Annotated in this window: 35 protein-coding genes; 33 read left to right on the top strand and 2 right to left on the bottom strand. The window is 47.0% G+C overall.

Features of this window, described 5'->3' with window-relative positions; all coding sequences use genetic code 11:
- Window positions 1–54: 54 nt before the first annotated feature.
- From prmA to thiI, 5 genes are read left to right on the top strand one after another with little or no spacing between them, the layout of a single operon-like run.
- On the top strand, window positions 55–1,011 hold the full coding sequence (gene prmA / locus DWZ44_RS08320) for a 50S ribosomal protein L11 methyltransferase (RefSeq protein WP_022461849.1): 957 nt from the start codon (window positions 55–57) through the stop codon (window positions 1,009–1,011).
- A 42-nt stretch (window positions 1,012–1,053) separates the two neighbouring features.
- On the top strand, window positions 1,054–1,806 hold the full coding sequence (locus DWZ44_RS08315) for a 16S rRNA (uracil(1498)-N(3))-methyltransferase (RefSeq protein ID WP_117761423.1): 753 nt from the start codon (window positions 1,054–1,056) through the stop codon (window positions 1,804–1,806).
- Window positions 1,806–2,960 (top strand): cysteine desulfurase family protein, encoded by a 1,155-nt coding sequence (locus DWZ44_RS08310; protein WP_117804625.1) that lies wholly within the window; start codon window positions 1,806–1,808, stop codon window positions 2,958–2,960. The genes DWZ44_RS08315 and DWZ44_RS08310 overlap by 1 nt, the downstream gene beginning before the upstream one ends.
- A 16-nt stretch (window positions 2,961–2,976) precedes the next feature.
- Window positions 2,977–3,633 (top strand): FAD-dependent thymidylate synthase, encoded by a 657-nt coding sequence (gene thyX, locus DWZ44_RS08305; protein ID WP_055266967.1) that lies wholly within the window; start codon window positions 2,977–2,979, stop codon window positions 3,631–3,633.
- 9 nt (window positions 3,634–3,642) lie between these two features.
- Window positions 3,643–4,821: a tRNA uracil 4-sulfurtransferase ThiI gene (gene thiI, locus DWZ44_RS08300; RefSeq protein WP_082426222.1), complete on the top strand. Its 1,179-nt coding sequence runs from the start codon at window positions 3,643–3,645 to the stop codon at window positions 4,819–4,821.
- 133 nt (window positions 4,822–4,954) lie between these two features.
- Here thiI and DWZ44_RS08295 read toward each other — a convergent pair whose 3' ends face one another.
- Entirely contained in the window at window positions 4,955–5,188 is a 234-nt protein-coding gene (locus tag DWZ44_RS08295; protein WP_022461844.1) for an HPr family phosphocarrier protein, read from the bottom strand.
- A 162-nt stretch (window positions 5,189–5,350) separates the two neighbouring features.
- Between DWZ44_RS08295 and mtaB the strand changes: the two genes are divergently transcribed.
- The 5 genes from mtaB (at window position 5,351) to DWZ44_RS08270 (ending at window position 9,980) form a co-directional block, all read left to right on the top strand.
- Window positions 5,351–6,685 (top strand): tRNA (N(6)-L-threonylcarbamoyladenosine(37)-C(2))-methylthiotransferase MtaB, encoded by a 1,335-nt coding sequence (gene mtaB, locus DWZ44_RS08290; protein ID WP_117804624.1) that lies wholly within the window; start codon window positions 5,351–5,353, stop codon window positions 6,683–6,685.
- A gap of 263 nt (window positions 6,686–6,948) precedes the next feature.
- A complete protein-coding gene (gene murB / locus DWZ44_RS08285; protein WP_416822211.1) occupies window positions 6,949–7,860 on the top strand; it encodes a UDP-N-acetylmuramate dehydrogenase in 912 nt (303 codons plus the stop codon).
- A 29-nt stretch (window positions 7,861–7,889) separates the two neighbouring features.
- On the top strand, window positions 7,890–8,771 hold the full coding sequence (gene rapZ, locus DWZ44_RS08280; protein ID WP_022461841.1) for an RNase adapter RapZ: 882 nt from the start codon (window positions 7,890–7,892) through the stop codon (window positions 8,769–8,771).
- Between the two features lie 10 nt (window positions 8,772–8,781).
- Window positions 8,782–9,720 (top strand): DNA-binding protein WhiA, encoded by a 939-nt coding sequence (whiA, locus tag DWZ44_RS08275; RefSeq protein WP_117801362.1) that lies wholly within the window; start codon window positions 8,782–8,784, stop codon window positions 9,718–9,720.
- The gene (locus DWZ44_RS08270) at window positions 9,717–9,980 is read left to right on the top strand and encodes an HPr family phosphocarrier protein (RefSeq protein ID WP_022461839.1); all 264 of its coding nucleotides are present in this window, start codon (window positions 9,717–9,719) and stop codon (window positions 9,978–9,980) included. The genes whiA and DWZ44_RS08270 overlap by 4 nt, the downstream gene beginning before the upstream one ends.
- Window positions 9,981–10,079: 99 nt before the next feature.
- Here DWZ44_RS08270 and DWZ44_RS08265 read toward each other — a convergent pair whose 3' ends face one another.
- Window positions 10,080–10,835: a GNAT family N-acetyltransferase gene (locus DWZ44_RS08265; RefSeq protein ID WP_117510467.1), complete on the bottom strand. Its 756-nt coding sequence runs from the start codon at window positions 10,833–10,835 to the stop codon at window positions 10,080–10,082.
- Window positions 10,836–11,022: 187 nt separating this feature from the next.
- Here DWZ44_RS08265 and DWZ44_RS08260 point away from each other — a divergent pair, with 187 nt between their 5' ends.
- The 23 genes from DWZ44_RS08260 (at window position 11,023) to secY (ending at window position 23,319) form a co-directional block, all read left to right on the top strand.
- On the top strand, window positions 11,023–12,069 hold the full coding sequence (locus DWZ44_RS08260; RefSeq protein WP_117804622.1) for a hypothetical protein: 1,047 nt from the start codon (window positions 11,023–11,025) through the stop codon (window positions 12,067–12,069).
- Window positions 12,070–12,578: 509 nt separating this feature from the next.
- A complete protein-coding gene (gene rpsJ / locus DWZ44_RS08255; protein WP_117510469.1) occupies window positions 12,579–12,896 on the top strand; it encodes a 30S ribosomal protein S10 in 318 nt (105 codons plus the stop codon).
- A gap of 193 nt (window positions 12,897–13,089) precedes the next feature.
- Window positions 13,090–13,725, top strand: a complete 636-nt coding sequence (gene rplC, locus DWZ44_RS08250) for a 50S ribosomal protein L3 (RefSeq protein WP_022461666.1) — start codon at window positions 13,090–13,092, stop codon at window positions 13,723–13,725.
- 26 nt (window positions 13,726–13,751) lie between these two features.
- Entirely contained in the window at window positions 13,752–14,372 is a 621-nt protein-coding gene (gene rplD / locus DWZ44_RS08245) for a 50S ribosomal protein L4 (RefSeq protein ID WP_055220759.1), read from the top strand.
- Window positions 14,372–14,671 (top strand): 50S ribosomal protein L23, encoded by a 300-nt coding sequence (rplW, locus tag DWZ44_RS08240; RefSeq protein WP_055220757.1) that lies wholly within the window; start codon window positions 14,372–14,374, stop codon window positions 14,669–14,671. Before rplD ends, rplW begins: the two co-directional genes overlap by 1 nt.
- Before the next feature lie 61 nt (window positions 14,672–14,732).
- The gene (rplB, locus tag DWZ44_RS08235) at window positions 14,733–15,578 is read left to right on the top strand and encodes a 50S ribosomal protein L2 (RefSeq protein WP_117510470.1); all 846 of its coding nucleotides are present in this window, start codon (window positions 14,733–14,735) and stop codon (window positions 15,576–15,578) included.
- Window positions 15,579–15,589: 11 nt separating this feature from the next.
- Window positions 15,590–15,871, top strand: coding sequence for a 30S ribosomal protein S19 (gene rpsS / locus DWZ44_RS08230; RefSeq protein WP_022461662.1), 282 nt, complete (start codon window positions 15,590–15,592; stop codon window positions 15,869–15,871).
- 33 nt (window positions 15,872–15,904) lie between these two features.
- Entirely contained in the window at window positions 15,905–16,291 is a 387-nt protein-coding gene (gene rplV, locus DWZ44_RS08225; protein ID WP_022461661.1) for a 50S ribosomal protein L22, read from the top strand.
- Between the two features lie 12 nt (window positions 16,292–16,303).
- Entirely contained in the window at window positions 16,304–16,960 is a 657-nt protein-coding gene (gene rpsC / locus DWZ44_RS08220) for a 30S ribosomal protein S3 (protein WP_022461660.1), read from the top strand.
- 2 nt (window positions 16,961–16,962) lie between these two features.
- Window positions 16,963–17,400 carry a 50S ribosomal protein L16 gene (gene rplP / locus DWZ44_RS08215; RefSeq protein WP_022461659.1) on the top strand — a complete coding sequence of 146 codons (438 nt, stop codon included), beginning with the start codon at window positions 16,963–16,965 and terminating at the stop codon, window positions 17,398–17,400.
- Complete coding sequence (gene rpmC, locus DWZ44_RS08210; RefSeq protein WP_022461658.1) at window positions 17,390–17,599, top strand: 50S ribosomal protein L29; 210 nt, start codon at window positions 17,390–17,392, stop codon at window positions 17,597–17,599. Before rplP ends, rpmC begins: the two co-directional genes overlap by 11 nt.
- Window positions 17,600–17,615: 16 nt before the next feature.
- Window positions 17,616–17,873 carry a 30S ribosomal protein S17 gene (gene rpsQ, locus DWZ44_RS08205; protein WP_022461657.1) on the top strand — a complete coding sequence of 86 codons (258 nt, stop codon included), beginning with the start codon at window positions 17,616–17,618 and terminating at the stop codon, window positions 17,871–17,873.
- 35 nt (window positions 17,874–17,908) lie between these two features.
- Window positions 17,909–18,277 (top strand): 50S ribosomal protein L14, encoded by a 369-nt coding sequence (rplN, locus tag DWZ44_RS08200; RefSeq protein ID WP_022461656.1) that lies wholly within the window; start codon window positions 17,909–17,911, stop codon window positions 18,275–18,277.
- A gap of 10 nt (window positions 18,278–18,287) precedes the next feature.
- The gene (gene rplX / locus DWZ44_RS08195) at window positions 18,288–18,629 is read left to right on the top strand and encodes a 50S ribosomal protein L24 (RefSeq protein ID WP_022461655.1); all 342 of its coding nucleotides are present in this window, start codon (window positions 18,288–18,290) and stop codon (window positions 18,627–18,629) included.
- Window positions 18,630–18,649: 20 nt separating this feature from the next.
- Window positions 18,650–19,189, top strand: a complete 540-nt coding sequence (gene rplE, locus DWZ44_RS08190) for a 50S ribosomal protein L5 (RefSeq protein ID WP_022461654.1) — start codon at window positions 18,650–18,652, stop codon at window positions 19,187–19,189.
- 16 nt (window positions 19,190–19,205) lie between these two features.
- The gene (locus tag DWZ44_RS08185) at window positions 19,206–19,391 is read left to right on the top strand and encodes a type Z 30S ribosomal protein S14 (RefSeq protein ID WP_022461653.1); all 186 of its coding nucleotides are present in this window, start codon (window positions 19,206–19,208) and stop codon (window positions 19,389–19,391) included.
- A gap of 24 nt (window positions 19,392–19,415) precedes the next feature.
- Window positions 19,416–19,817 carry a 30S ribosomal protein S8 gene (gene rpsH, locus DWZ44_RS08180; RefSeq protein WP_022461652.1) on the top strand — a complete coding sequence of 134 codons (402 nt, stop codon included), beginning with the start codon at window positions 19,416–19,418 and terminating at the stop codon, window positions 19,815–19,817.
- 80 nt (window positions 19,818–19,897) lie between these two features.
- On the top strand, window positions 19,898–20,437 hold the full coding sequence (rplF, locus tag DWZ44_RS08175; RefSeq protein ID WP_022461651.1) for a 50S ribosomal protein L6: 540 nt from the start codon (window positions 19,898–19,900) through the stop codon (window positions 20,435–20,437).
- 17 nt (window positions 20,438–20,454) lie between these two features.
- Entirely contained in the window at window positions 20,455–20,823 is a 369-nt protein-coding gene (gene rplR / locus DWZ44_RS08170; RefSeq protein ID WP_022461650.1) for a 50S ribosomal protein L18, read from the top strand.
- Between the two features lie 20 nt (window positions 20,824–20,843).
- On the top strand, window positions 20,844–21,353 hold the full coding sequence (gene rpsE / locus DWZ44_RS08165; RefSeq protein WP_022461649.1) for a 30S ribosomal protein S5: 510 nt from the start codon (window positions 20,844–20,846) through the stop codon (window positions 21,351–21,353).
- A 14-nt stretch (window positions 21,354–21,367) separates the two neighbouring features.
- On the top strand, window positions 21,368–21,550 hold the full coding sequence (gene rpmD / locus DWZ44_RS08160; RefSeq protein WP_022461648.1) for a 50S ribosomal protein L30: 183 nt from the start codon (window positions 21,368–21,370) through the stop codon (window positions 21,548–21,550).
- Between the two features lie 12 nt (window positions 21,551–21,562).
- The gene (rplO, locus tag DWZ44_RS08155; RefSeq protein ID WP_022461647.1) at window positions 21,563–22,003 is read left to right on the top strand and encodes a 50S ribosomal protein L15; all 441 of its coding nucleotides are present in this window, start codon (window positions 21,563–21,565) and stop codon (window positions 22,001–22,003) included.
- Window positions 22,003–23,319, top strand: a complete 1,317-nt coding sequence (secY, locus tag DWZ44_RS08150) for a preprotein translocase subunit SecY (protein WP_022461646.1) — start codon at window positions 22,003–22,005, stop codon at window positions 23,317–23,319. Before rplO ends, secY begins: the two co-directional genes overlap by 1 nt.
- Window positions 23,320–23,428: the final 109 nt, after the last annotated feature.

Below are 23,428 nucleotides of genomic sequence, written 5' to 3'. Positions count from 1 at the left end.
ATGTGGTTTTCTTTGCACGTATGGAAAAGAGAAGCGCAAAAAGGAGTTTAAACAATGAAATGGAATAAATTTACATTAAAAACAAGATCGGAAGTGGAAGACATTGTGATCTCCACTCTGGCCGATGTGGGAATCGAAGGCGTGGAAATTCAGGACAAACAGCCTTTGACCGAGAGCGACAAACAGCAGATGTTCGTGGATATCATGCCGGATATTCCGGATGACGACGGCATTGCCTACCTGAATTTTTACCTCGATGTGGATGAGGACAAGGAGAAGGTTCTTGCAGATGTCCGCGCGGCACTTGCAGAAATGCAGGAGTTCCTGGACCTTGGAGAGTGCACCATCACAGAGTCTGAGACAGAGGACAAGGACTGGATCAACAACTGGAAACAGTATTTCAAACAGTTCTATGTGGACGACATTCTGATCATCCCGTCCTGGGAGGAAGTAAAGCCGGAAGACCGGGATAAAATGATCATCCATATCGATCCGGGCACAGCCTTTGGAACGGGTATGCATGAGACAACACAGCTTTGCATCCGTCAGTTAAAGAAATATGTGACAAAGGATACCGAGCTGCTTGATGTCGGAACCGGAAGCGGTATTCTTTCGATTATTGCACTGAAGCTTGGTGCGCGTCATGCGGTCGGAACAGACCTCGATCCGTGTGCGGTTCCTGCGGTTGAGGAAAACAAAGAAGTCAATGGAATTCCGGTAGAAGCTTTTGATATGATGATCGGAAATATCATTGATGACAAAGAAGTACAGGACAGAGTCGGATACGAGAAATACGATATCGTTACCGCCAATATTCTTGCAGATGTTCTCGTTCCGCTGACGCCGGTAATCGTACACCAGATGAAGCCGGGCGCTGTTTATATCACATCCGGCATTCTCGATGTGAAAGAGGAAGTTGTCAAAGAGGCAGTCGTTGCAGCGGGACTTGAAGTGGTTGAAGTTACACATCAGGGCGAATGGGTTTCCGTTACAGCAAGAAAACCGATGTAAATTAAGAAAAGCGAAACACCAGAAGAGAAAGAGAACAGATTCATGTACCGTTTTTTTGTAGAAGAAAGTCAGATTTATGACGGCACTGTCCACATCACGGGCAGTGACGTTAATCACATCAAAAATGTGCTCCGCATGCGGCCGGGCGAAAAAATACTGGTCAGTACCGGAGGCGAAAAGGAATATCATTGTGCCGTTTCGGATTTTCCGGAAGGGGAGGTTCTTGCCGCAGTAGAAGAAGTCACAGCAGCAGACAGAGAACTCCCGTCCGGAATTGTACTGTTTCAGGGTCTGCCAAAAGGTGACAAAATGGAATTGATCATCCAAAAAGCAGTGGAACTTGGTGCGACGGAAATTGTTCCGGTGGAGATGAAACGCTGCGTTGTGAAGCTGGACCGGAAAAAGGCGGAAAAGAAAGCAGAGCGTTGGCAGACGATCGCGCTTGGTGCGGCAAAGCAGTCCAAACGGATGCAGATTCCGACGGTACACATGCCTGTTACATTTCAGCAGGCGCTTGCAATGATAGCAGAATCAGACGTTCGCCTGATGCCGTATGAGAACGCAGAGGGGATGGAAGGAACGAGAAGAATTCTGGAATCCATTGAACCGGGTGAATCTATTGCGATCCTGATCGGACCGGAGGGCGGTATCGACGAAGCGGAAGTGGAAATGGCCATGAAGGAAAAGGTAGAGCCGATTACGCTCGGAAAGCGCATTCTGCGCACGGAAACGGCCGGAATGACCGTGCTTTCCATTCTGGTGTATCTTTTAGAAGGAAGGGAACGAACAAGATAATGGAAGCATATCTGGACAATTCCGCAACCACCTGTGTTTATCAGGAAACCGCAGATCTCGTCTGTGATCTGATGGTAAATCATTATGGAAATCCGTCTGCGATGCATCAAAAAGGGGTAGAAGCAGAACAATATATCAGAACCGCCCAGGAAACGCTGGCAAAGATTCTGAAAGTCAAAGAAAAAGAAATTTTCTTTACCTCCGGTGGCACAGAGTCCGACAACTGGGCGCTCGTCGGAACAGCAATGGCAAATAAGAGAACGGGAAACCACATTATCACAAGCGCGATCGAGCACCCGGCCGTGTCGGCACCGCTGGCATTTCTGGAGGAGCAGGGGTTCCGTATTACGCGCCTGCCGGTAAATAAAGAAGGCCTTGTGGATGTGAACGAACTCGAAGAAGCGATCACGCCGGAGACGATTCTCGTTTCGATTATGTATGTCAACAATGAGATCGGTTCTGTTGAGCCAATCGGGGAGATCGGACGCAGAATCAAGGCGAAAAATCCGAAAACGTATTTTCATGTCGATGCGATCCAGGCGTTCGGCAAATACCGGATTTATCCGAAACGGATGGGCATCGACATGCTCTCCGTGAGCGGCCACAAGATCCACGGACCGAAGGGAAGCGGCTTTTTATATATTGATGAGAAAGTAAAAATCCGTCCGCTGATCTTAGGCGGCGGCCAGCAGAACGGCATGCGTTCCGGAACCGACAATGTGCCGGGCATCGCAGGCCTTGCGAAATCCGCTGAGATCGTTTACAAGCATTTTGACGAGCAGACCGCGCAGATGCGTGCCTGCAAACACCGTCTGATCGAAGGCTTACGGGAGCTGGACGATGTGGTCATCCATGGCATGCCGGAAGAAGAGGGTGCGCCGCAGATTGTCAATGCATCATTCTTAAATGTGCGCAGTGAAGTGCTGCTGCACACGCTGGAGGACCGCCAGATCTACGTTTCCGCCGGAAGCGCCTGCTCATCACACAAGAGAGCCGGAAGCCCGACGCTGACTGCCATCGGCGCATCGAAAGCCGAGATGGAGTCTGCCGTGCGGTTCAGCTTCAGCGAATTTACGACACTGGAACAGATTGATTATACCCTGGATACGCTGCGCGAGGTACTGCCGATGCTGCGCAGATTTACCAGGAAATAATAGAAAGAGGAAAATTATGATTACAATACAGCCGGAAATTGAAATCCTGAGCACCGAATCCTACGAGGATATGCTGCGCCGGATCGAGAAAATCGGAAGAGTCTGCTACAAGAGCGAGGAGCGCATTGGAGAAGGCACTGCAGAGAAATTCATCGCAGGCATCATCAAACGCGGCCATGAATCCGTCATTGAGCACGGCTCCATCACCGTAAAAGTAACGTGCGACCGCGGCGTGACCCATGAGATCGTCCGCCACCGTATCGCAAGCTACAGCCAGGAGAGCACCCGCTACTGCAACTATTCGAAAGATAAATTTGGAAACCAGATCACCTGTATCGACCTGGCAACCGGATTTTCCTATGATCTGGACGACGAGAACGACCGTAAAAAATACGAGGTATGGCAGAAAGCAATGGAAGCTGCAGAGCAGTATTACTTCCAGATGCTCGAACTCGGAGCAAAGCCGGAGGAGGCAAGAAGCATTCTTCCGAACTCCCTGAAAACCGAGATCGTCATGACCATGAACTTAAGAGAGTGGCGCCACTTTATCCGGCTTCGAAGCGCCAACGCCGCACATCCGCAGATGCGTCAGGTATCTGAACTGATCCTGAAGAAATTTTCTGAGGAATATCCTCTGTTCTTCCGCGATCTGGCTGAGAAAAAAGGAGAATAAAAAACGATGATGTACAAAGCATTTCTGGTAAAATATGCCGAGATCGGCATTAAAGGAAAGAACCGTCATCTGTTCGAAAAAGCACTCTGCTTACAGATGGAGCACGCGCTTGCCCCGGTAGACGGAATTTTCCAGGTCACCCGTGAGATGGGACGAATCTATGTCAACACCGAAGGAGACTTTGATTACGAGGGCGCTGTCGATGCGCTGACAAGAGTTTTCGGTATCGCCGAGATCTGCCCGGTTGTCATTTTAGAGGACACCGGCTTTGAAGATCTGGCAGAGGCAGTGGTTTCCTACGTGAAAGAGCTGTACCCGACCGAGGAGAAAACCTTTAAGGTATGCGCACGCCGTGCGAACAAAAACTATCCGATGCACACAATGGAAGTCAACTGCGAGCTGGGCGGCCGCATCCTCGATGTCTGCCCGAACCTCAAAGTAGACGTTCACGAGCCGGATATCTATCTGAACGTCGAGCTGCGTCAGAAGATTTATCTGTACTGCGAGAGCATCGCAGGCCCTGGCGGTATGCCGGTCGGCACAAACGGACAGGCCATGCTGCTGCTTTCCGGCGGTATCGACAGCCCGGTTGCCGGATACATGATCGCAAAACGCGGTGTTAAGATTGATGCCGTTTACTTCCACGCTCCGCCGTACACCAGCGAGAGAGCCAAACAGAAGGTTGTGGATCTTGCAAAACTCGTTGCACGCTACAGCGGCCCGATCCGTCTGCATGTGGTCAACTTCACCGAGATCCAGCTTGCAATCTACGAAAAATGCCCGCACGACGAGCTGACCATCATCATGCGCCGTTATATGATGAAGATCGCAGAAGCGTTTGCACGTCAGGACAAATGCCTTGGCCTGATCACCGGAGAGAGTATCGGACAGGTGGCAAGCCAGACGATGCATTCCCTCGCCGTTACCAACGAAGTCTGCACCATGCCGGTCTTCCGTCCGCTGATCGGTTTCGACAAACAGGAGATCGTCGATATTTCCGAAAAAATCGGTACGTACGAGACATCCGTTCTGCCGTATGAGGACTGCTGCACGATCTTCGTTGCAAAGCATCCGGTGACAAAACCGAACCTGAATGTCATCAAATGCTCCGAGCGCCATCTGGACGACGTGATCGATGAGATGATGGAACGCGCAGTTTCTACCGCAGAGACGATCGAGGTCTGCTAAGGAAAACTTGCTTTAAAGAACAAAAAGGCCGGATCTTGTTTTGGGGGTTCTGAAAAACAAGATCCGGTCCTGATGATAAACAAAGACAAAAAAAGAGCCGCGGCGAGTGCGCGGCCCTTATGTTCTATCGTAATTATACAATGTACGGAGCAAGAACATCAAGTACGGTCTGAAGAGCATCTCCATCAGCATGGACGTTCAGGTCGATCGGTTTGGAAAGGTCGAGGCTGAAGATTCCCATGATGGATTTTGCGTCGATTACGTATCTTCCGGATACCAGATCGAAATCAAAATCGAATTTGGAAATGTCGTTGACGAAAGATTTTACTTTGTCGATAGAATTAAGAGAAATCTGTACTGTTTTCATGTTTGTAATCCTCCCTGTTATTTGGTTAACATTATTTATTACCCTCATTTAACAGCTTTATCTTACCGTCTGGAGGGGAAAAAGTCAATGCGAAAACATACAAAGATAAAGTGGAATCTTCGTGATTTTTAATAATAAAGATGAAGAAGAAAGGAGTATGGCATGAAAAAAACGGTAGCTTTGCATAATCTTGGGTGTAAAGTGAACGCATATGAGCTGGAAGCCATCCAGCAGCTCCTCGAAGACAGAGGGTACGAGATCGTGCCTTTTGCACCGGGAGCGGATGTTTACATTATTAATACGTGTACCGTGACGAACATTGCGGACCGGAAATCGCGGCAGATGCTGCACAAAGCGAAAAAGATGAATCCCGATGCGGTTGTTGTGGCCTGCGGCTGTTATGTGCAGGCGGCTGGGGAAAAACTCGAAGAGGATACGGCGATTGATCTGATCATCGGAAATAATAAGAAGAAAGATCTTGTGGATATTCTGGAAAACTTTCTGGCAGAACGTGAGGATGGTGGAAAACCATCCGACGCGGAGTGTAAGAGCTTCCTCGTGGATATGACACACAACCGTGAGTACGAGACACTCTCGATCAGCAAAACGGCGGAGCACACCCGCGCATTCCTGAAAGTACAGGATGGATGCAATCAGTTCTGTACTTATTGTATTATCCCGTACGCGCGCGGCAGAGTCAGAAGCCGCCGCCAGAGTGATGTGGTAGAAGAAGTAAAACGTCTGGTGGAGGCCGGATACCAGGAAGTCGTGCTGACCGGTATCCACCTTTCCTCCTACGGACTCGATTTCCCGGAGGGCGAAAAAGAGACGCTGCTCGACCTGATCCGCGCTGTTGATGCAGTGGACGGCATCAGAAGAATCCGTCTCGGATCCCTGGAGCCGGGCATCATCACCGAAGAGTTTGCAGAGGCGATCGCCGCAATGCCGAAGGTGTGCCCGCATTTCCATCTTTCACTGCAGAGCGGAAGCAATGGAACACTGAAGCGGATGAACCGGAAATATACCGCAGAAGAATACAAACACAAATGCGATCTGCTGCGTAAGGTATATGGAAATCCGGCGCTGACGACCGATGTGATTGTCGGTTTCCCGCAGGAGAGTGAGGAGGAGTTTGAAGAGTCGCGCGCCTTTGTCGAGGACATTCATTTCTTCGAGACTCACATCTTCAAGTATTCGAGAAGAGAAGGCACCCGCGCCGCAGCGATGGCAGGCCAGATTCCGGAGCAGGAGAAGACGAAGCGCAGCCATGTTCTGCTGGAACTGGACGAGAGACGGAGACAGGAATATATGGAAGGCTTCTTCGGAAAAGAGCTGGAAGTGCTCATGGAAGAAGAAGTCGAGATCGACGGCGTCCGTTACTGGACGGGACATACGAGAGAATATCTGCGCGTTGCCGTTCTTTCGGAAGAAAATCTCATGAATCAGATGGTGCTTGTCACCCCGTCGAGAATCCATGGAAAAGACTGTCTGATGTAGGAAATGATACTGATCCGGAAGATCTGATAGAAAAAAGAGCCGGAACGAAAAAGTTCGTTGCACTTTTTGAGGGTTCGTGGTAGAATAGCCCGTGAGCCTGCAAAAAAGGCGGGCAGACGAAGAAGAAAAACAGCGGCTGGCAGAACGAACGAAGAAGTGAGGGATGTCGGCTGCTTTCGCGTCTAAAAAAAGTATAATCTGTAATTCGTAGTAATTCATAATGAAATGTTCGGCCGCAGATGCGGCAAAGGGTAAAAATCGTGATCAAAGAAGAGATTGTCAGAGAACTTTATGCAATTGCAGGGGAAGATGCGGTACAGACCGCAGAACCGATGAAAAATCATACGACCTTCCGCGTGGGCGGTCCGGCAGATTATTTCGTCGCTCCTCATACAGAAGAAGAAATCAGAAAAATCGTGGCTCTCTGCGAAGAAAAAGAGATCCCGTGGTTCGTCACCGGAAACGGCAGCAATCTCGTTGTAAGTGACGAGGGCTACCACGGTGTGATTCTTTCGGTTTACAAAAACTTTCAGGGAATCGAAGTGGAAGGAAACAGAATCCGGGCGAAAGCCGGAAGCATGCTCGTATCCATCAGCCGGGCGGCAAGAGAAGCCGGTCTTTCCGGTATGGAGTTTGCCTCCGGAATCCCTGGAACTTTAGGCGGCGGCGTCCGTATGAACGCGGGAGCCTACGGCGGAGAGATGAAGGATATTGTACAGAATGTCACTGTACTCACAAGAGAAGGTGAGATCCGGGAACTGGAAAAAGAAGAGCTCGGCTTCGGCTACCGTGCCAGCGTCATCAAAGACAGGGGCTACGTCGTACTTGGAGCAGAACTTATGCTTGTTCCGGGAGATAAAGAAGAAATTCTTGCCCGCATGCAGGAATTGAAAAACAAGCGGGTAGAGAAACAGCCGCTCGAGTATCCGAGCGCCGGCAGCGCATTCAAGCGGCCGGAAGGCTATTTTGTAGGCAAGCTTGTGATGGATGCCGGATTTTCCGGCTACGCAGTCGGCGGTGCAAAAGTATCGGAAAAACACTGCGGCTTTCTGATCAATGCAGGCGGTGCAACCGCATCGGATGTGATGGAACTGATCCGTCAGATCCAGGCAAAAGTAAAAGAACAGTTTGGCGTACAGCTTGAGCCGGAAATCCAGTTCCTCGGGGAATTCTGATTTTCGTTATCCACCAAAGGAGAAAAAACATGCGTTTTGTAATTGTGACCGGCATGTCCGGTGCGGGAAAAAGTACAGCGTTGAAAATGCTGGAGGACGCGGAATATTTCTGCGTCGATAACCTTCCGATCCCGCTGGTTGAAAAATTTGCACAGCTTACCGCCGACGGTACTTCCGGAGAAATCCAGAAAGTGGCAGTCGGAATCGATATCCGAAGCGGCCAGGCGCTCCCGGACCTGCAGAATGTTCTGGAGTGGATGAGCATCAACGGAATCTGCTATGAGATCCTGTTTCTGGACGCGTCCGATGACGTGCTGGTCAAACGATACAAAGAGACGAGAAGAACGCACCCGCTGGCAGGTCTTGGACGGGTGGATGAGGGAATTAGAAAAGAGCGCAAAGCACTTGAGTTCCTGAAAAAAGATGCGGACTACATTCTCGATACGAGCCAGCTTCTCACAAGAGAGCTGAAAGCGGAGCTCGATAAGATTTTCGTGCAGGATCAGAAATTCAAAAATCTGATGATTACTGTGCTCTCATTTGGATTCAAATACGGAATCCCGGCGGATTCGGACCTTGTTTTCGATGTGCGGTTCCTGCCGAATCCCTACTACGTAGAAGGCATGCGCCCGCTCTCCGGCAACGATGCTCCGGTGCGGGATTATGTGATGGGATTTGAGACAGCGCAGGTGTTTGCGGAAAAATTAGAGGATATGATCCGTTTTCTGATTCCGAATTATATTTCCGAGGGCAAGCATCAGCTCATTATCAGCATCGGCTGCACCGGCGGAAAACACCGTTCCGTAACCCTTGCCAACGAGCTGTACCGGCGTCTTTCCAACGCGAAGGACTATGGAATCCGGATTGAGCACCGGGATCTGGAAAAAGACGCCATCCGAAAAGGAATTTAGAGGTGGAAGGATGTCATTCTCAAGCGAGGTAAAAGAGGAATTATCGAGACATCTTCCGACGGCACGCCACTGCCAGATTGCGGAAACAGCGGCGATCCTGTCACTCTGCGGACAGATTTCCGAGAAGGACGGGACGATACGGATTCAGACAGAGAATGCGTATGTGGCAAGAAAGTACTTTACTTTATTGAAAAAAACATTTAATATAGAGGCAGAGCTTGCAGTTAAGCTGAATCAGAAGGAAAATACGTATCTGATCCGCGCAAATGACAGGGAAGAAACCTGTCAGATTCTGCAGGCAGTGAAGTTACACGAGACAGACCGGCAGTTAACAATGCCGATTCCGGCTGTTGTGGTACAGCGTCAGTGCTGCAAACGGGCATTTCTGCGGGGCGCATTTTTAGCGTCCGGTTCCATCAGCGATCCCAACCGGTTTTACCATCTCGAAATTGTCTGCCCCGATGCGCCGAGAGCAGAACAGGTGCAGGAACTTCTGAAAAGCTTTGGAATTGATGCACGGATCGTTCTCCGGAAAAACCACCATGTGGTTTATATGAAAGAAGGCGCACAGATTGTGGAGATGCTTGGCATCATGGAAGCCAACATCGCACTTATGAATCTGGAAAACGTGCGGATCTTAAAAGAAATGCGCGGCAGTGTCAACCGAAAGGTGAACTGTGAAACTGCCAACATCAACAAAACGGTCAGCGCGGCGATCCGCCAGATCGAAGATATCCGGTATATCGAAGAAACCACAGGCTTTTCTTCTCTGCCGGAACCGCTGGAGCAGATGGCAAGGCTCCGCTTACAATACCCGGAAGCATCGCTTCTGGAACTGGGCAAGATGTTAACGCCGGTTGTTGGTAAATCCGGAGTTAATCATAGATTAAGGAAACTAAAAGAGATTGCAGAAGATTTGCGAAGGAAACAAGGAGGAGAAGTATTATGATTAAGAAACCAATCACAATTCGTCTTTCAAGCGGCCTGGAGGCGAGACCAGTTGCCATGCTGGTACAGGTAGCGAGCCAGTACGAAAGTGAAATCTACGTCGAGAGCGGCAGAAAAAAAGTAAATGCGAAGAGCATTATGGGTATGATGACACTTGGTCTGGACAATGGCGAGGAAGTTACCGTGACCGCAAACGGAAAAGACGAGAGCGAAGCCATGGACGGCGTTGAAAAATATTTAAGCAGTCCTTTTGCTGAATAATCTTACTGCACTTATAGCATGAACATAGAGCAAAACGGCATGTCAGAAAATTTTGACATGCCGTTTTGCTATGCTTTTTTATGTGAAATCAGACGAAAATCAGACCACGTTCTTCGCGCGGAACCAGTAGGTATAGAAATAGGAAAAACCGAGCGATTCATACAGTGTGATCGCAGGCGTGTTTCCCTCGACAACCTGAAGATATGCTTTCGTTGCACCGAGCCGGATTCCCTCGGAGAGGATTGTGCGGCAGATCGAGGAAGCGTAGTGGCGGTGGCGGTACGCAGGATGCACATGGATGGCATAGACACCGACGTAATCGCGGTCGCGGATGCCAAGGCCGGTGGCAACGATCGTTCCGGTTTCATCCTGGATGGAGGTACAGATGGTTTCTTTTGGAATAGCGCGGTACATCGAAGGAACGACCATGCGGTGCATCACGTTCGTCGTGCTCTTTAAAGCAAAGAGGCTGTCAATCCATTTCGGCGGGATAAAGCTGCTGACGGTCACGGCAACGGCAGGATCCTTTTTGGCAAAGTTCGCCAGATCCATTGTCATGACGTGCGTCGTGTGCTGGACTACATAGCCGCGGTCGGCGAGCATTGCATCAAAGCCGGGATTGACAAGCGGACTGATCTTGAAAATTGCCGGTGTACCCCAGCGACGGTAGATCTCCTCACAGTACTGCACTTTTTCCTCCACCGGAATCGTGGACGGCCCGATCTGCTCGACGCTGTTGGTCCGGTGTGTATAAAAATAAGAAAAACGAAGAATCCATCCGTCGTACAGCTCGATCTGGTGAGACGGCCATGCGTTCAGGGAAAGATCTTCGATGGTTTTGATCAGTGTATTCATATGAAAGTATTCCCCCTTTGGTTATGCATATAGTATAGAAGAAACAGGACAGATCTTCAAGAAAAAATCGAAAAATTCGACACGCGGAACCGGGCGGCCGGGACACGATGCGTAACGTTTTCTTGCATAATCGAAGAAAAGGGGTTATAATAGGGGGCAAAGACTGAGAATACAAGGAGAATTGAATATGTCAAAATTACTGAAGGTAATTGTGAATACGCTGCTTCTGCTTGCAATCCTGTCAGCAGGCGCACTGGTGATTCCGCCGTTTGCCGGTATCACGACACTTGTCTCAGACGGGATGGGAAATACCAACATTTCCCGCGGCGCTGTCACGTACGCAAAGAAGACAGATACGTCATCGGTTGCGACGGGAGACAAAATCCTGGTTGATGACAATTCCGGAAAGTATATCTATACGATACAGTCCCTCGACACCGCTGCCGGAACCGCATCCGTAAAAAATGTGATCAGTGGAGACACAACGGAAATTACCGTGAGAGCAACCGTGAGCAAAGTGATCGTCACGATTCCGGTGATCGGCTTTCTGTCGATGGCGGCGCAGAGCAGAGAGGGAATCATGATCATCGGACTTGCCATTCTGTTTCTGGTCATTCTGTTCATCCTTTCCGAGGTATGGAAACGTGATGAAGAAGAGGATGAGGAAGAAGAGGAAGAAGACGAGGACGAGGACGATGAGAAAGCGTCCGAAGAGCTTCGCAGCAGAAAGAAAGCTGCCCTGGTAGAAAAAAAGAAACGGGAAGAACAGGAAATGACCGAACAGTTGAGAGCAGCCGACCAGAAAACGGCAGAAGAAGAGAAACAGGACGAATTTGAAATTCCGGATCTGGAAGAAGAAGGAACGGAGCAGGTGTCCTTTAATACCGTCGATCTGCAGAACCTTGTAAGAGGAGAAGAAACCGAAGAAATTCCGGAAGCCGTGGAAGAAACGGAAATCGTCGAAGAAGCTGCCGCAGAAGAAACAGCGGAAGAAGTGACAGAAGAAACCGAAGAAACGGAATCTACAGAGCCGGAAACTGTGGAAGAAATCGAAGAGTTTGAAGAAACCATCGAAGAGCCGGAACCGGAACCGTCCGAGCCGATCGAACTTGCCATGCCGGTTTACACGGCGGAAGAACTCCTCCAGAAGGCCCACGCAGCCGGAGATGACCCGAAAGTCATTGAAGATCCTGCAACCGGCATCACAATCTTAGATTATTCCGACATTCTGTAACTATTCAGAGCCATGCGAACGAAAAGAAAAGAACGCGAATCATGCTTGCATGAATGAACGTTCTTTTCTTTTTGTTCATATGGCAAGAAGCCACATCGAGATGCATCGCAGCGGAATCGAGATGGGGCTCTGAATAGTTGGAAAACGTCAAAAAAGAGAGAAATATAGGAAAAGTGCACAACACGGCCCCCCTGTATTTCTCTTTTTGCATAAAAACGGATAAATCGAAAAAAATAAAAAAAAACCTTGATTTTTCGCGTGCTTTCTTGTATACTAACAACTGTTGTGACATTGATAGCGTTGAAGCGCGAGGTTGCCGCTGAGAAACAGCGGGTTTTCCGTGGAGCGAATGTCAAGTTAAAGAAACTGGCGACAAGTCACTGTACCCACAATTAAGTCCACCTGTAAGAGTGGAAACGACCGTGTGCAAACATCAGGACACACACGGGTAAGTGTACAGTCACCGCTTGTCGTACTCGTAAAAGTGCGAAAAGGAGGCGACTTTTTTTATGGCAAGTCAAGTAATGAGAATTACACTGAAAGCGTATGATCATCAGTTAGTAGATGCATCTGCACAGAAAATTATCGAAACTGTAAAGAAGAACGGAGCAACGGTGAGCGGACCAGTACCGCTTCCAACGAAGAAAGAGGTAGTAACTATCCTTCGTGCAGTTCATAAGTACAAAGATTCCCGTGAGCAGTTCGAGCAGAGAACCCACAAGAGACTGATTGATATCATCGCACCTACCCAGAAAACAGTGGATGCATTATCAAGACTGGAAATGCCGGCTGGTGTTTACATCGACATCAAGATGAAAAACAAATAAGATCAGCTGCAAAAAGTCCGGGATCAGCCCCCGGCCATCAATTAAGTAAGCAATAGATGATATAGAAGCAACACTCATTCGAAGGAATCAACATCCCTAAGGGTCATAGTGTTCCACTTATATCAACTGTTCGCTAGAATGAACTTCTTTATAATAGGAAGTTCCGCTGTAGATAAAACAGGAGGTAAAAGGAATGAAGAAAGCAATTTTAGCTACAAAAGTCGGAATGACTCAGATCTTCGACGAAAACGGTGTTTTAGTACCGGTAACTGTATTGCAGGCAGGTCCGTGTGTTGTAACACAGGTGAAAACCGCAGACAACGACGGGTACAGTGCAATTCAGGTAGGCTTCGGCGAGAAGAAAGAAAACCGTGTGAACAAACCGATGAAAGGCCAGTTCGCAAAAGCAGGTGTTTCCTGCAAGAGATATCTGAAAGAGTTCAGATTTGAAGATGCCGAAACCTATACATTAGGACAGGAAATCAAGGCCGATATCTTTGGCGCAGGCGACAAAATCGACGCTACTGCAACAAGCAAAGGTAAAGGATTCCAGGGTGCCATCAAGAGACATGGTCAGTCCAGAGGACCTATGGCTCATGGTTCCAAATATCATCGTCACGCAGGTTCCAATGGTGCTTGCTCCGATCCGAGTAAGGTATTCAAAGGAAAAAGAATGCCAGGACAGATGGGTGGAAAGAAAATCACCGTACAGAACCTGGAAATCGTAAAAGTTGACGTAGAGAACAATTTACTGTTAGTCAAAGGTGCTGTACCAGGACCGAAAAAATCCATGGTTACCATCAAAGAGACAGTAAAATGCGGTAAATAAGTTCGTTGAAAGGAGGAACACACGTAATGGCTAACGTATCTGTATTAAATATGGAAGGCAAAGAAGTTGGCAGCATGGAGCTTAATGATGCAGTGTTCGGTGTAGAAATCAACGAGCATCTGGTACATCAGGCTGTAGTGCTTCAGCTTGCAAATAATCGTCAGGGAACTCAGAAAGCTAAAACCCGTTCCGAAGTAAGCGGTGGCGGAAGAAAACCGTGGAGACAGAAAGGAACAGGTCACGCAAGACAGGGTTCAACAAGAGCTCCTCAGTGGACAGGCGGCGGAGTTGTATTCGCTCCAGTACCAAGAGATTACTCTTTCAAAATGAACAAGAAAGAGAAAAGAGCTGCATTAAAATCCGTTCTGACAAGCAAAGTTCAGGAGAACAAATTCATCGTTCTTGATGAGCTGAAACTTGCAGAAGTTAAAACAAAAGAGATGAAGAAAGTGCTTGACAACCTCAAAGTAAACAACGCACTGGTAATCATCGGAGATGACAGCGAAAACGTAGCACTGTCCGCAAGAAACATTGCTGGCGTTCAGACTGCATCTGTTAATACCATCAACGTATTCGACATGCTGAAATACAACACCATCATCGCAACCAAAACAAGTGTTGCATCTATCGAGGAGGTGTACGCATAATGGCAGATATCAGATATTACGACGTAATCCTGAAACCAATCGTAACTGAGAAGAGCATGAATGCTATGGGCGAGAAGAAATACACATTCCTGGTTCACCCGGAAGCAAACAAATCTCAGATCAAAGAAGCAGTTGAGAAAATGTTCGAAGGAACAAAAGTTAAAAGCGTAAACACCATGAACATGGACGGAAAGAACAAACGCCGTGGAATGGTAGTTGGAAAAACTGCAAAGAGCAAGAAAGCAATCGTTGCTCTGACCGAGGACAGCAAAGACATCGAGATCTTCGAAGGACTTTAATTAGCAGCTGTTCGAAATATGCACACATAAGTGCGATACGAAATGAAAGGAGAACAAAGTAATGGGAATCAAAAGCTTTAACCCATATACACCTTCCAGAAGACACATGACCTCCTCTGATTTCAACGAAATCACGAAGAGCACACCGGAGAAATCTCTGGTAGTGTCCCTGAAGAAAAACGCTGGACGTAACAACCAGGGTAAAATCACTGTAAGACACCGCGGAGGCGGAAGCAGAAGAAAATACAGAATCATCGACTTTAAGAGAAGAAAAGATGATGTTCCGGCAACTGTTAAATCGATCGAGTACGATCCGAACAGAACAGCAAACATCGCTTTGATCTGCTATGCAGACGGCGAGAAAGCATACATCCTGGCTCCGGAAGGACTGAAAGTTGGCATGAAGGTTATGAGCGGCGCTGCTGCCGAAGTAAGACCTGGAAACTGCCTGCCGCTGTCCGAGATTCCGGTTGGTACCATGGTTCACAACGTAGAGCTTCATGCAGGCAAAGGCGGACAGCTTGTTCGTGCAGCTGGTAATGGCGCTCAGCTGATGGCTAAAGAAGGCAAATACGCAACCCTTCGTCTTCCATCCGGAGAGATGAGAATGGTTCCGATCAACTGCCGTGCATCCATCGGTGTTGTTGGAAATGGCGAGCACAGCCTGATCAACATTGGTAAAGCAGGACGGAAACGTAACATGGGTATCCGCCCGACTGTACGTGGTTCTGTCATGAACCCGAATGACCATCCACATGGTGGTGGAGAAGGAAAGACCGGTATCGGACGTCCGGGCCCGTCTACTCCTTGGGGAAAACCGGCTCTTGGCCTGAAGACCAGAGCAAAGAACAAGCAGTCTAACAAGTACATCGTAAGAAGACGCGATGGAAAAGCTTTATCGAAATAAGGAGGTAAACGATGTCTCGTTCATTAAAAAAAGGACCATTTGCAGATGAAAGCCTGTTAAAGAAAGTTGACGCTGCAAACGCTTCAGGAGATAAAACAGTCATTAAAACCTGGTCACGTCGTTCTACAATCTTCCCGTCATTCGTTGGACACACAATCGCTGTTCATGACGGAAGAAAACATGTGCCGGTATACGTTACAGAGGATATGGTTGGACACAAACTCGGTGAGTTCGTAGCAACCAGAACCTACAGAGGTCACGGCAAGGACGAGAAGAAATCCGGCGTCCGCTAAGTAGAATGATTTGAGAGAGGAGGTTTTTTAGCAATGGCTAAAGGACATAGAAGTCAGATTAAAAGAGCAAGAAATGCTAACAAAGATACCAGACCGTCTGCAAAGTTATCCTACGCTAGAATGTCTGCGCAGAAAGCTGGATTTGTTTTAGATGCAATCCGCGGTAAAGACGTAACAACCGCACTTGGTATTGTAACTTATAACCCGAGATATGCCTCCAGCGTAGTGAAAAAACTGCTGGAGTCCGCAATCGCAAACGCTGAGAACAACAACGGTCTTTCCAGAGAAAACCTGTATGTAGCTGAGTGCTTCGCTAACAAGGCTCCGACCATGAAGAGAATTCATCCGAGAGCACAGGGCAGAGCTTACAGAATCCTGAAGAGAAACAGCCACATCACGATTGTGTTAGACGAGAAATAAGGAGGACATGTCATGGGACAGAAAGTTAATCCACACGGCCTGAGAGTCGGTGTTATTAAAGACTGGGATTCCAAATGGTATGCCGAGGGTGATTTCGCAGATAACCTCGTAGAGGACTACAACATCCGCACATACCTGAAGAAGAAACTGTACAGCGCAGGTGTTTCCAAGATCGAAATCGAAAGAGCATCTGACAGAGTAAAAGTTATCATCTACACCGCAAAACCGGGCGTTGTTATCGGTAAAGGCGGAGCAGAGATCGAGAAAGTAAAAGCTGAAGTTCAGAAACTGACTGACAAAAAGCTTATCGTAGATATCAAAGAAGTAAAAAGACCGGACCGCGATGCACAGCTCGTAGCTGAGAACATTGCATTACAGCTGGAAAACCGTATTTCCTTCCGTCGTGCTATGAAGTCTACCATGCAGCGTACGATGAGAGCTGGCGCTAAGGGAATCAAAACATCTGTATCCGGACGTCTTGGTGGAGCTGATATGGCTCGTACCGAGTTCTACAGCGAGGGAACTATTCCGCTGCAGACCCTGCGTGCCGATATCGATTATGGATTCGCTGAAGCAGATACCACTTACGGTAAAGTTGGCGTAAAAGCATGGATCTACAATGGCGAAGTACTTCCAACCAGAACTAAAAAGGAAGGGAGCGAGAATTAATTATGTTAATGCCGAAGAGAGTAAAACGTCGTAAACAGTTCCGTGGTTCCATGAAGGGTAAAGCCCTCAGAGGAAACAAAATTAACTACGGTGAATTTGGTCTCGTAGCCCTTGAGCCATGCTGGATCAAATCCAACCAGATCGAGGCAGCCCGTATCGCCATGACACGTTACATCAAACGTGGTGGTAAAGTTTGGATCAAAATTTTCCCGGACAAACCAGTAACCGCACAGCCGGCTGAAACCCGAATGGGTTCCGGAAAAGGTTCTCTGGAGTACTGGGTAGCAGTAGTAAAACCAGGCCGTGTAATGTTCGAAATCGCAGGTGTTCCAGAAGAAACAGCCCGCGAGGCATTACGTCTTGCCATGCATAAGTTACCATGTAAATGCAAAGTTGTTTCTCGTGCAGACTTAGAAGGCGGTGATAACAGTGAAAACTAACGAATTTGTAAAAGATTTAAATACAAAGAGCGCAGCTGAGCTGAATGACGAATTAGTAGCTGCTAAAAAGGAACTCTTCAATTTAAGATTCCAGAATGCAACCAACCAGCTTGACAATACAAGCCGAATCAAAGAGGTTCGCAAAAATATTGCAAGAATCCAGACTGTTATTGCCCAGAAGGCAAACGCAGCTGAGTAATTAGGAGGAAAATATCGTGGAAGAAAGAAATCTTAGAAAAACTCGCGTGGGCAAAGTTGTCAGCGATAAGATGGATAAGACTATCGTGGTTGCCATCGAAGACCATGTAAAACATCCTCTGTACAAGAAAATTGTAAAAAGCACATATAAGCTGAAAGCACACGATGCAAACAACGAGTGCCATGTAGGTGATACCGTACGAGTTATGGAAACAAGACCTTTATCCAAAGATAAGAGATGGAGACTTGTGGAGATCGTTGAGAAAGCGAAATAAATAAGAGATCAGAATGCTAAAGGAGGAATACCAGCATGATTCAGCAGGAAACTAGACTGAAAGTCGCTGACAACACCGGTGCAAAAGAAATCTTATGCATTCGTGTTATGGGCGGTTCTACAAGAAGATATGCCAACATTGGTGATGTAATCGTTGCTTCGGTCAAAGATGCAACACCAGGCGGCGTTGTTAAAAAAGGTGACGTAGTAAAAGCTGTTGTTGTAAGAAGCGTAAAAGGCGCTCGTCGTAAAGACGGTTCTTACATCAAATTTGATGAGAACGCAGCAGTTATTATCAAAGATGACAAAACTCCAAAAGGAACCCGTATTTTTGGACCAGTAGCCAGAGAGCTTCGTGAGAAACAGTTCATGAAGATTGTTTCCTTAGCTCCGGAAGTATTATAGGAGGACAGCTATGTCAATGAAGATTAAAAAAGGCGATACCGTAAAGGTAATCGCCGGCAAAGATAAAGACAAAACCGGCAAAGTAGTCAGCGTTGACGTAAAGAACAACCGTGTTGTTGTTGAAGGCGTAAACATGATTACAAAGCATGAGAAACCGTCTATGAGCAATCAGCAGGGCGGAATCGTTAACAAAGAAGCTCCTATCGATGCATCCAACGTAATGCTGGTTGTAAAAGGAGTTCCGACCCGCGTTGGAATCAAAGTTGAGATGGTTGAGAAAAACGGCAAAACAAAAGCTGTTAGAACCCGCGTTGCAAAAGCAAAAGAGCTGAACGGCGCAGTAATTGATTAAGGAAGAGAGGAGGCAAAACCGTGAGTAGACTGAAAGATCTTTACAACGAGCAGATCGTTGATGCAATGACCAAAAAATTTGGATACAAAAACGTGATGGAAGTGCCGAAGCTCTCCAAAATCGTAATCAACATGGGTGTTGGTGAAGCTAAGGAGAACGCTAAACTTCTGGACGCTGCAATCAGTGATATGGAAGCTATCACCGGACAGAAAGCAGTTACCACCAAAGCGAAAAATTCCGTAGCAAACTTTAAAATCCGTGAGGGTATGCCGATCGGATGCAAAGTTACCCTTCGTGGCGAGAAAATGTACGAGTTCGCAGACCGCCTGATCAACCTGGCACTGCCTCGTGTACGTGACTTCCGCGGCGTAAATCCGAACGCTTTCGATGGCAGAGGAAACTATGCTCTTGGTATCAAAGAGCAGCTGATTTTCCCAGAGATCGAGTATGATAAAGTTGATAAAGTCAGAGGTATGGACATTATCTTCGTTACCACTGCTAACACAGATGAAGAAGCTCGTGAATTACTGACATTATTCAACATGCCATTCGCAAAGTAATAGGAGGAATTGATTCATGGCTAAAACAGCAATGAAAATCAAACAGCAGCGCAAAGCTAAATTCTCTACAAGAGAATACAATCGTTGCAGAATTTGTGGCCGTCCACACGCATATTTAAGAAAATACGGAATCTGCAGAATCTGCTTCCGTGAATTAGCATACAAAGGCCAGATTCCTGGCGTTAAGAAAGCTAGTTGGTAAAATTTTAGAAGGAGGCAAATTCAAATGAGTATGAGTGATCCGATTGCAGATATGCTTACAAGAATCCGTAACGCTAACACTGCAAAACATGATACAGTAGATGTTCCGGCATCCAAAATGAAAATCGCAATCGCTGATATCCTGGTAAACGAGGGATACATTGCAAAATATGAACTCAGCGATGAGGGTGCATTCCAGAATATGCACATCACCCTGAAATACGGCGCTGACAAAAACGAGAAGATCATCACCGGTCTGAAGAGAATCTCCAAACCGGGTCTGAGAATCTATGTTGGCAAAGATGAGCTGCCGAGAGTACTTGGCGGACTTGGAATCGCTATTCTTTCCACAAACCAGGGTGTTATCACCGATAAAGAAGCTCGTAAGCTGCAGGTCGGCGGCGAGGTTCTGGCATTCGTTTGGTAATAGAAACGAAACAAGGCAACTGAAAACAGAGAGAGCTTAAAGCTCTCTCCGAAAATCTAAGTTAATAGGAGGAAATTGGTATGTCACGTATTGGAAGACTGCCAGTGGCAATTCCTGCAGGTGTAACAGTAGACATCCAGGAAAACAACCACGTTGTAGTAAAAGGACCAAAAGGAACATTAGAGAGAACTCTCCCGTCTGAAATGACCATCAAACTGGAAGACGGACACGTAGTAGTTACAAGACCGAACGATCTGAAGAAAATGAAAGCTCTTCATGGTCTGACCAGAACTCTGATCCACAACATGGTAATTGGTGTTAGCGAAGGCTATACCAAAACACTGGAAGTAAACGGTGTAGGTTACAGAGCTGCAAAACAGGGCAACAAATTAGTTCTGTCTCTTGGATATTCTCATCCGGTAGAGATGATCGATCCGGAAGGACTCTCCTCCGCTGTAGACGGCAACAAGATCATTGTTTCCGGTATCAGCAAAGAGAAAGTTGGCCAGTATGCCGCTGAAATCAGAGACAAGAGAAGACCTGAGCCATACAAGGGCAAGGGAATCAAGTATGCTGATGAAGTGATCAGACGTAAAGTTGGTAAGACTGGTAAGAAATAATTAAGGAGAGTGTGAACATGATTAGTAAAGTATCAAGAGCGCAGATGCGCCAGAAAAAGCATAGAAGATTACGTAATCATATCGTAGGTACTGCACAGCGTCCGCGTCTGTGTGTATTCCGCAGCAATAACCATATGTATGCTCAGATTATCGACGATACGATTGGAAATACTTTAGTTTCTGCTTCTACTCTTCAGAAAGATGTTAAAGCAGAGCTTGAGAAAACCAACAATGTAGATGCAGCAGCATATCTTGGAACCGTTCTTGGAAAGAAAGCTGTAGAAGCAGGTATTACTGAAGTTGTATTTGACCGTGGCGGATTCATCTACCAGGGAAAAATCCAGGCATTCGCAGACGCAGCTAGAGAAGCTGGGCTGGTATTCTAAGAAAGGAAGGAAAAGAACACATGAAGCATACAATTATTGATGCAAGCCAGTTCGAACTGGAAGAAAAAGTCGTATCAATTAAGCGTGTTACAAAAGTTGTTAAAGGTGGTCGTAACTTCCGTTTCACAGCTTTAGTAGTTGTCGGCGACGGCAATGGACACGTAGGCGCAGGCCTTGGAAAAGCAGCCGAGATTCCGGAAGCTATCCGCAAAGGTAAAGAAGACGCTATGAAGAAACTGGTAAGCGTAGCAATCAATGAGAACGGAAGTATCACTCATGACTACGTAGGTAAATTCGGAAGCGCAGAGGTTCTGTTAAAGAAAGCTCCTGAAGGTACTGGTGTCATCGCTGGTGGCCCAGCCCGTGCCGTAATCGAGTTAGCTGGTATTAAGAACATCCGTACAAAATCCCTTGGATCCAGAAATAAGCAGAACGTAGTTCTGGCTACCATCGCTGGTCTGTCTGAGCTGAAGACTCCAGAAGAAGTAGCAAGACTTCGCGGCAAATCTACAAACGAGATCTTTGCTTAAGGAGGATGTGAAAAATGGCAGATAAATTAAAAGTAACACTGGTGAAATCCCCGATCGGATGTGTTCCGAAACACAGAAGAACCGTGGAAGCACTGGGTCTGAAAAAAGTTAACAAGACGGTAGAACTGCCGGATAACGCAGCAGTTCGCGGCATGGTTAATCAGGTTTCTTACCTGGTTAAAGTAGAAGAAGCATAAGGAGGTACCGTAATGGACTTATCTAATTTACAGCCGGCTGAAGGTTCCAGACAGAACGATAACTTCCGCAGAGGCCGTGGACATGGTTCAGGAAATGGTAAAACAGCAGGTAAAGGCCACAAAGGACAGAAAGCACGTTCCGGAGCACCGAGACCGGGATTTGAAGGTGGCCAGATGCCTTTATACAGACGTCTTCCGAAGAGAGGTTTCAAAAACAGAAACTCCAAGGAAATCGTTGGAATCAATGTAGATGCTCTGAATCGTTATGAGGACGGAGCTGTTGTAACCGTAGAAACTATGATTGAGACTGGTCTTGTTTCCAATCCGAGAGATGGCGTAAAAATCCTTGGAAACGGTGAAGTCACCAAAAAACTCACTGTAAAAGCAAATGCTTTCAGCGAGAGCGCAAAGGCAAAAATTGAAGCGGCAGGTGGAACAGTCGAGGTGATCTAATGTTTAAGACCTTTATCAATGCATTTAAGGTCAAAGATGTTCGTCGCAAAATATTTTATGTGCTTATGATGCTTGTTGTCATCCGGTTAGGCTCTCAGATGCCTGTACCGGGTGTCAATACAAGCTTTTTTGCGAATTATTTTGCAAATAATACGAATGAGGCATTCAGCTTCCTGAATGCATTCACGGGCGGCGGTTTCGACCGTTTCTCCATCTTTGCTCTGAGTATTACACCGTACATTACTTCTTCCATCATTATTCAGCTGCTCACCATTGCAATTCCACGACTTGAGGAAATGCAGCGTGACGGCGAAGAGGGAAGAAAGAAAATGACTGCGATTACTCGTTATGTGACAGTAGGTCTTGCATTGTTTGAGTCTGTTGCCATGGCAGTAGGCTTTGGACGCCAGGGACTCCTCACCACTTTTAACGCAGTTAATGTGATTGTTGTAGTGGCAGCTCTGACAGCCGGTTCTGCCTTCCTTATGTGGGTGGGAGAACAGATCAACGACAAGGGCGTTGGAAATGGTATTTCTATGGTCCTGTTAATCAACATCCTTTCCAGAATCCCGCAGGATATGGTAACCCTTTACGAAACCTTCGTAAAAGGCAAAACCATCGCGCGTGGTCTGCTGATGTGGATTATCATCGCTGTTGTGATCATCGCTGTTGTTGTGCTGGTACTGATCCTGAATGGCGCTGAGAGAAGAATTCCGGTACAGTATTCCAAGAAAATGGCCGGAAGAAAAATGGTTGGCGGACAGTCATCCAATATTCCGCTGAAGGTAAATACAGCGGGCGTTATCCCGATCATCTTTGCATCATCCATCATGTCTTTCCCATCGATTATCCTGTCGTTTGTCGGAAAGTCGGATATCAAAGGCATCGGCGGAACGCTGATCAAGATGCTGAATTCCAACAACTGGTTTGATAAAACCAATCCAGTTGCTTCGCTGGGCCTGATTCTCTACATTGTCCTTGTTATTTTCTTCGCTTATTTCTATACCTCCATCACCTTCAACCCGATGGAAGTTGCAGATAACATGAAAAAACAGGGCGGCTTTATCCCAGGCATCCGCCCGGGTAAATCCACGGTAGATTATCTGAACAATCTGCTCAGCTATATTATTTTTATCGGTGCAGCAGGTCTTACCATTGTTGCAGTGATTCCATTTTTCTTTAATGGATTTTTCAAAGCGAATGTATCCTTTGGAGGTACTTCTCTGATCATTATTGCCAGCGTAATTCTGGAAACCTTAAAACAGATTGAATCCATGATGCTGGTACGCAATTACAAAGGATTCTTAAACGATTAAGGCATAAGAGGGACTGTCTGGATAAGACAGGCCCTTTCTTTTGTTTAAAGCGCTTTTAAAGAGGCTTTAACAGAGAAAATTTTTGCTATTGTGGTTTATTTTATGGTAT

Source organism: Blautia sp. AF32-4BH, from assembly GCF_003460565.1.
Classification (GTDB): Bacteria; Bacillota; Clostridia; order Lachnospirales; family Lachnospiraceae; genus Fusicatenibacter; species Fusicatenibacter saccharivorans.
This window is presented reverse-complemented; position numbering and strand designations above follow the sequence as displayed.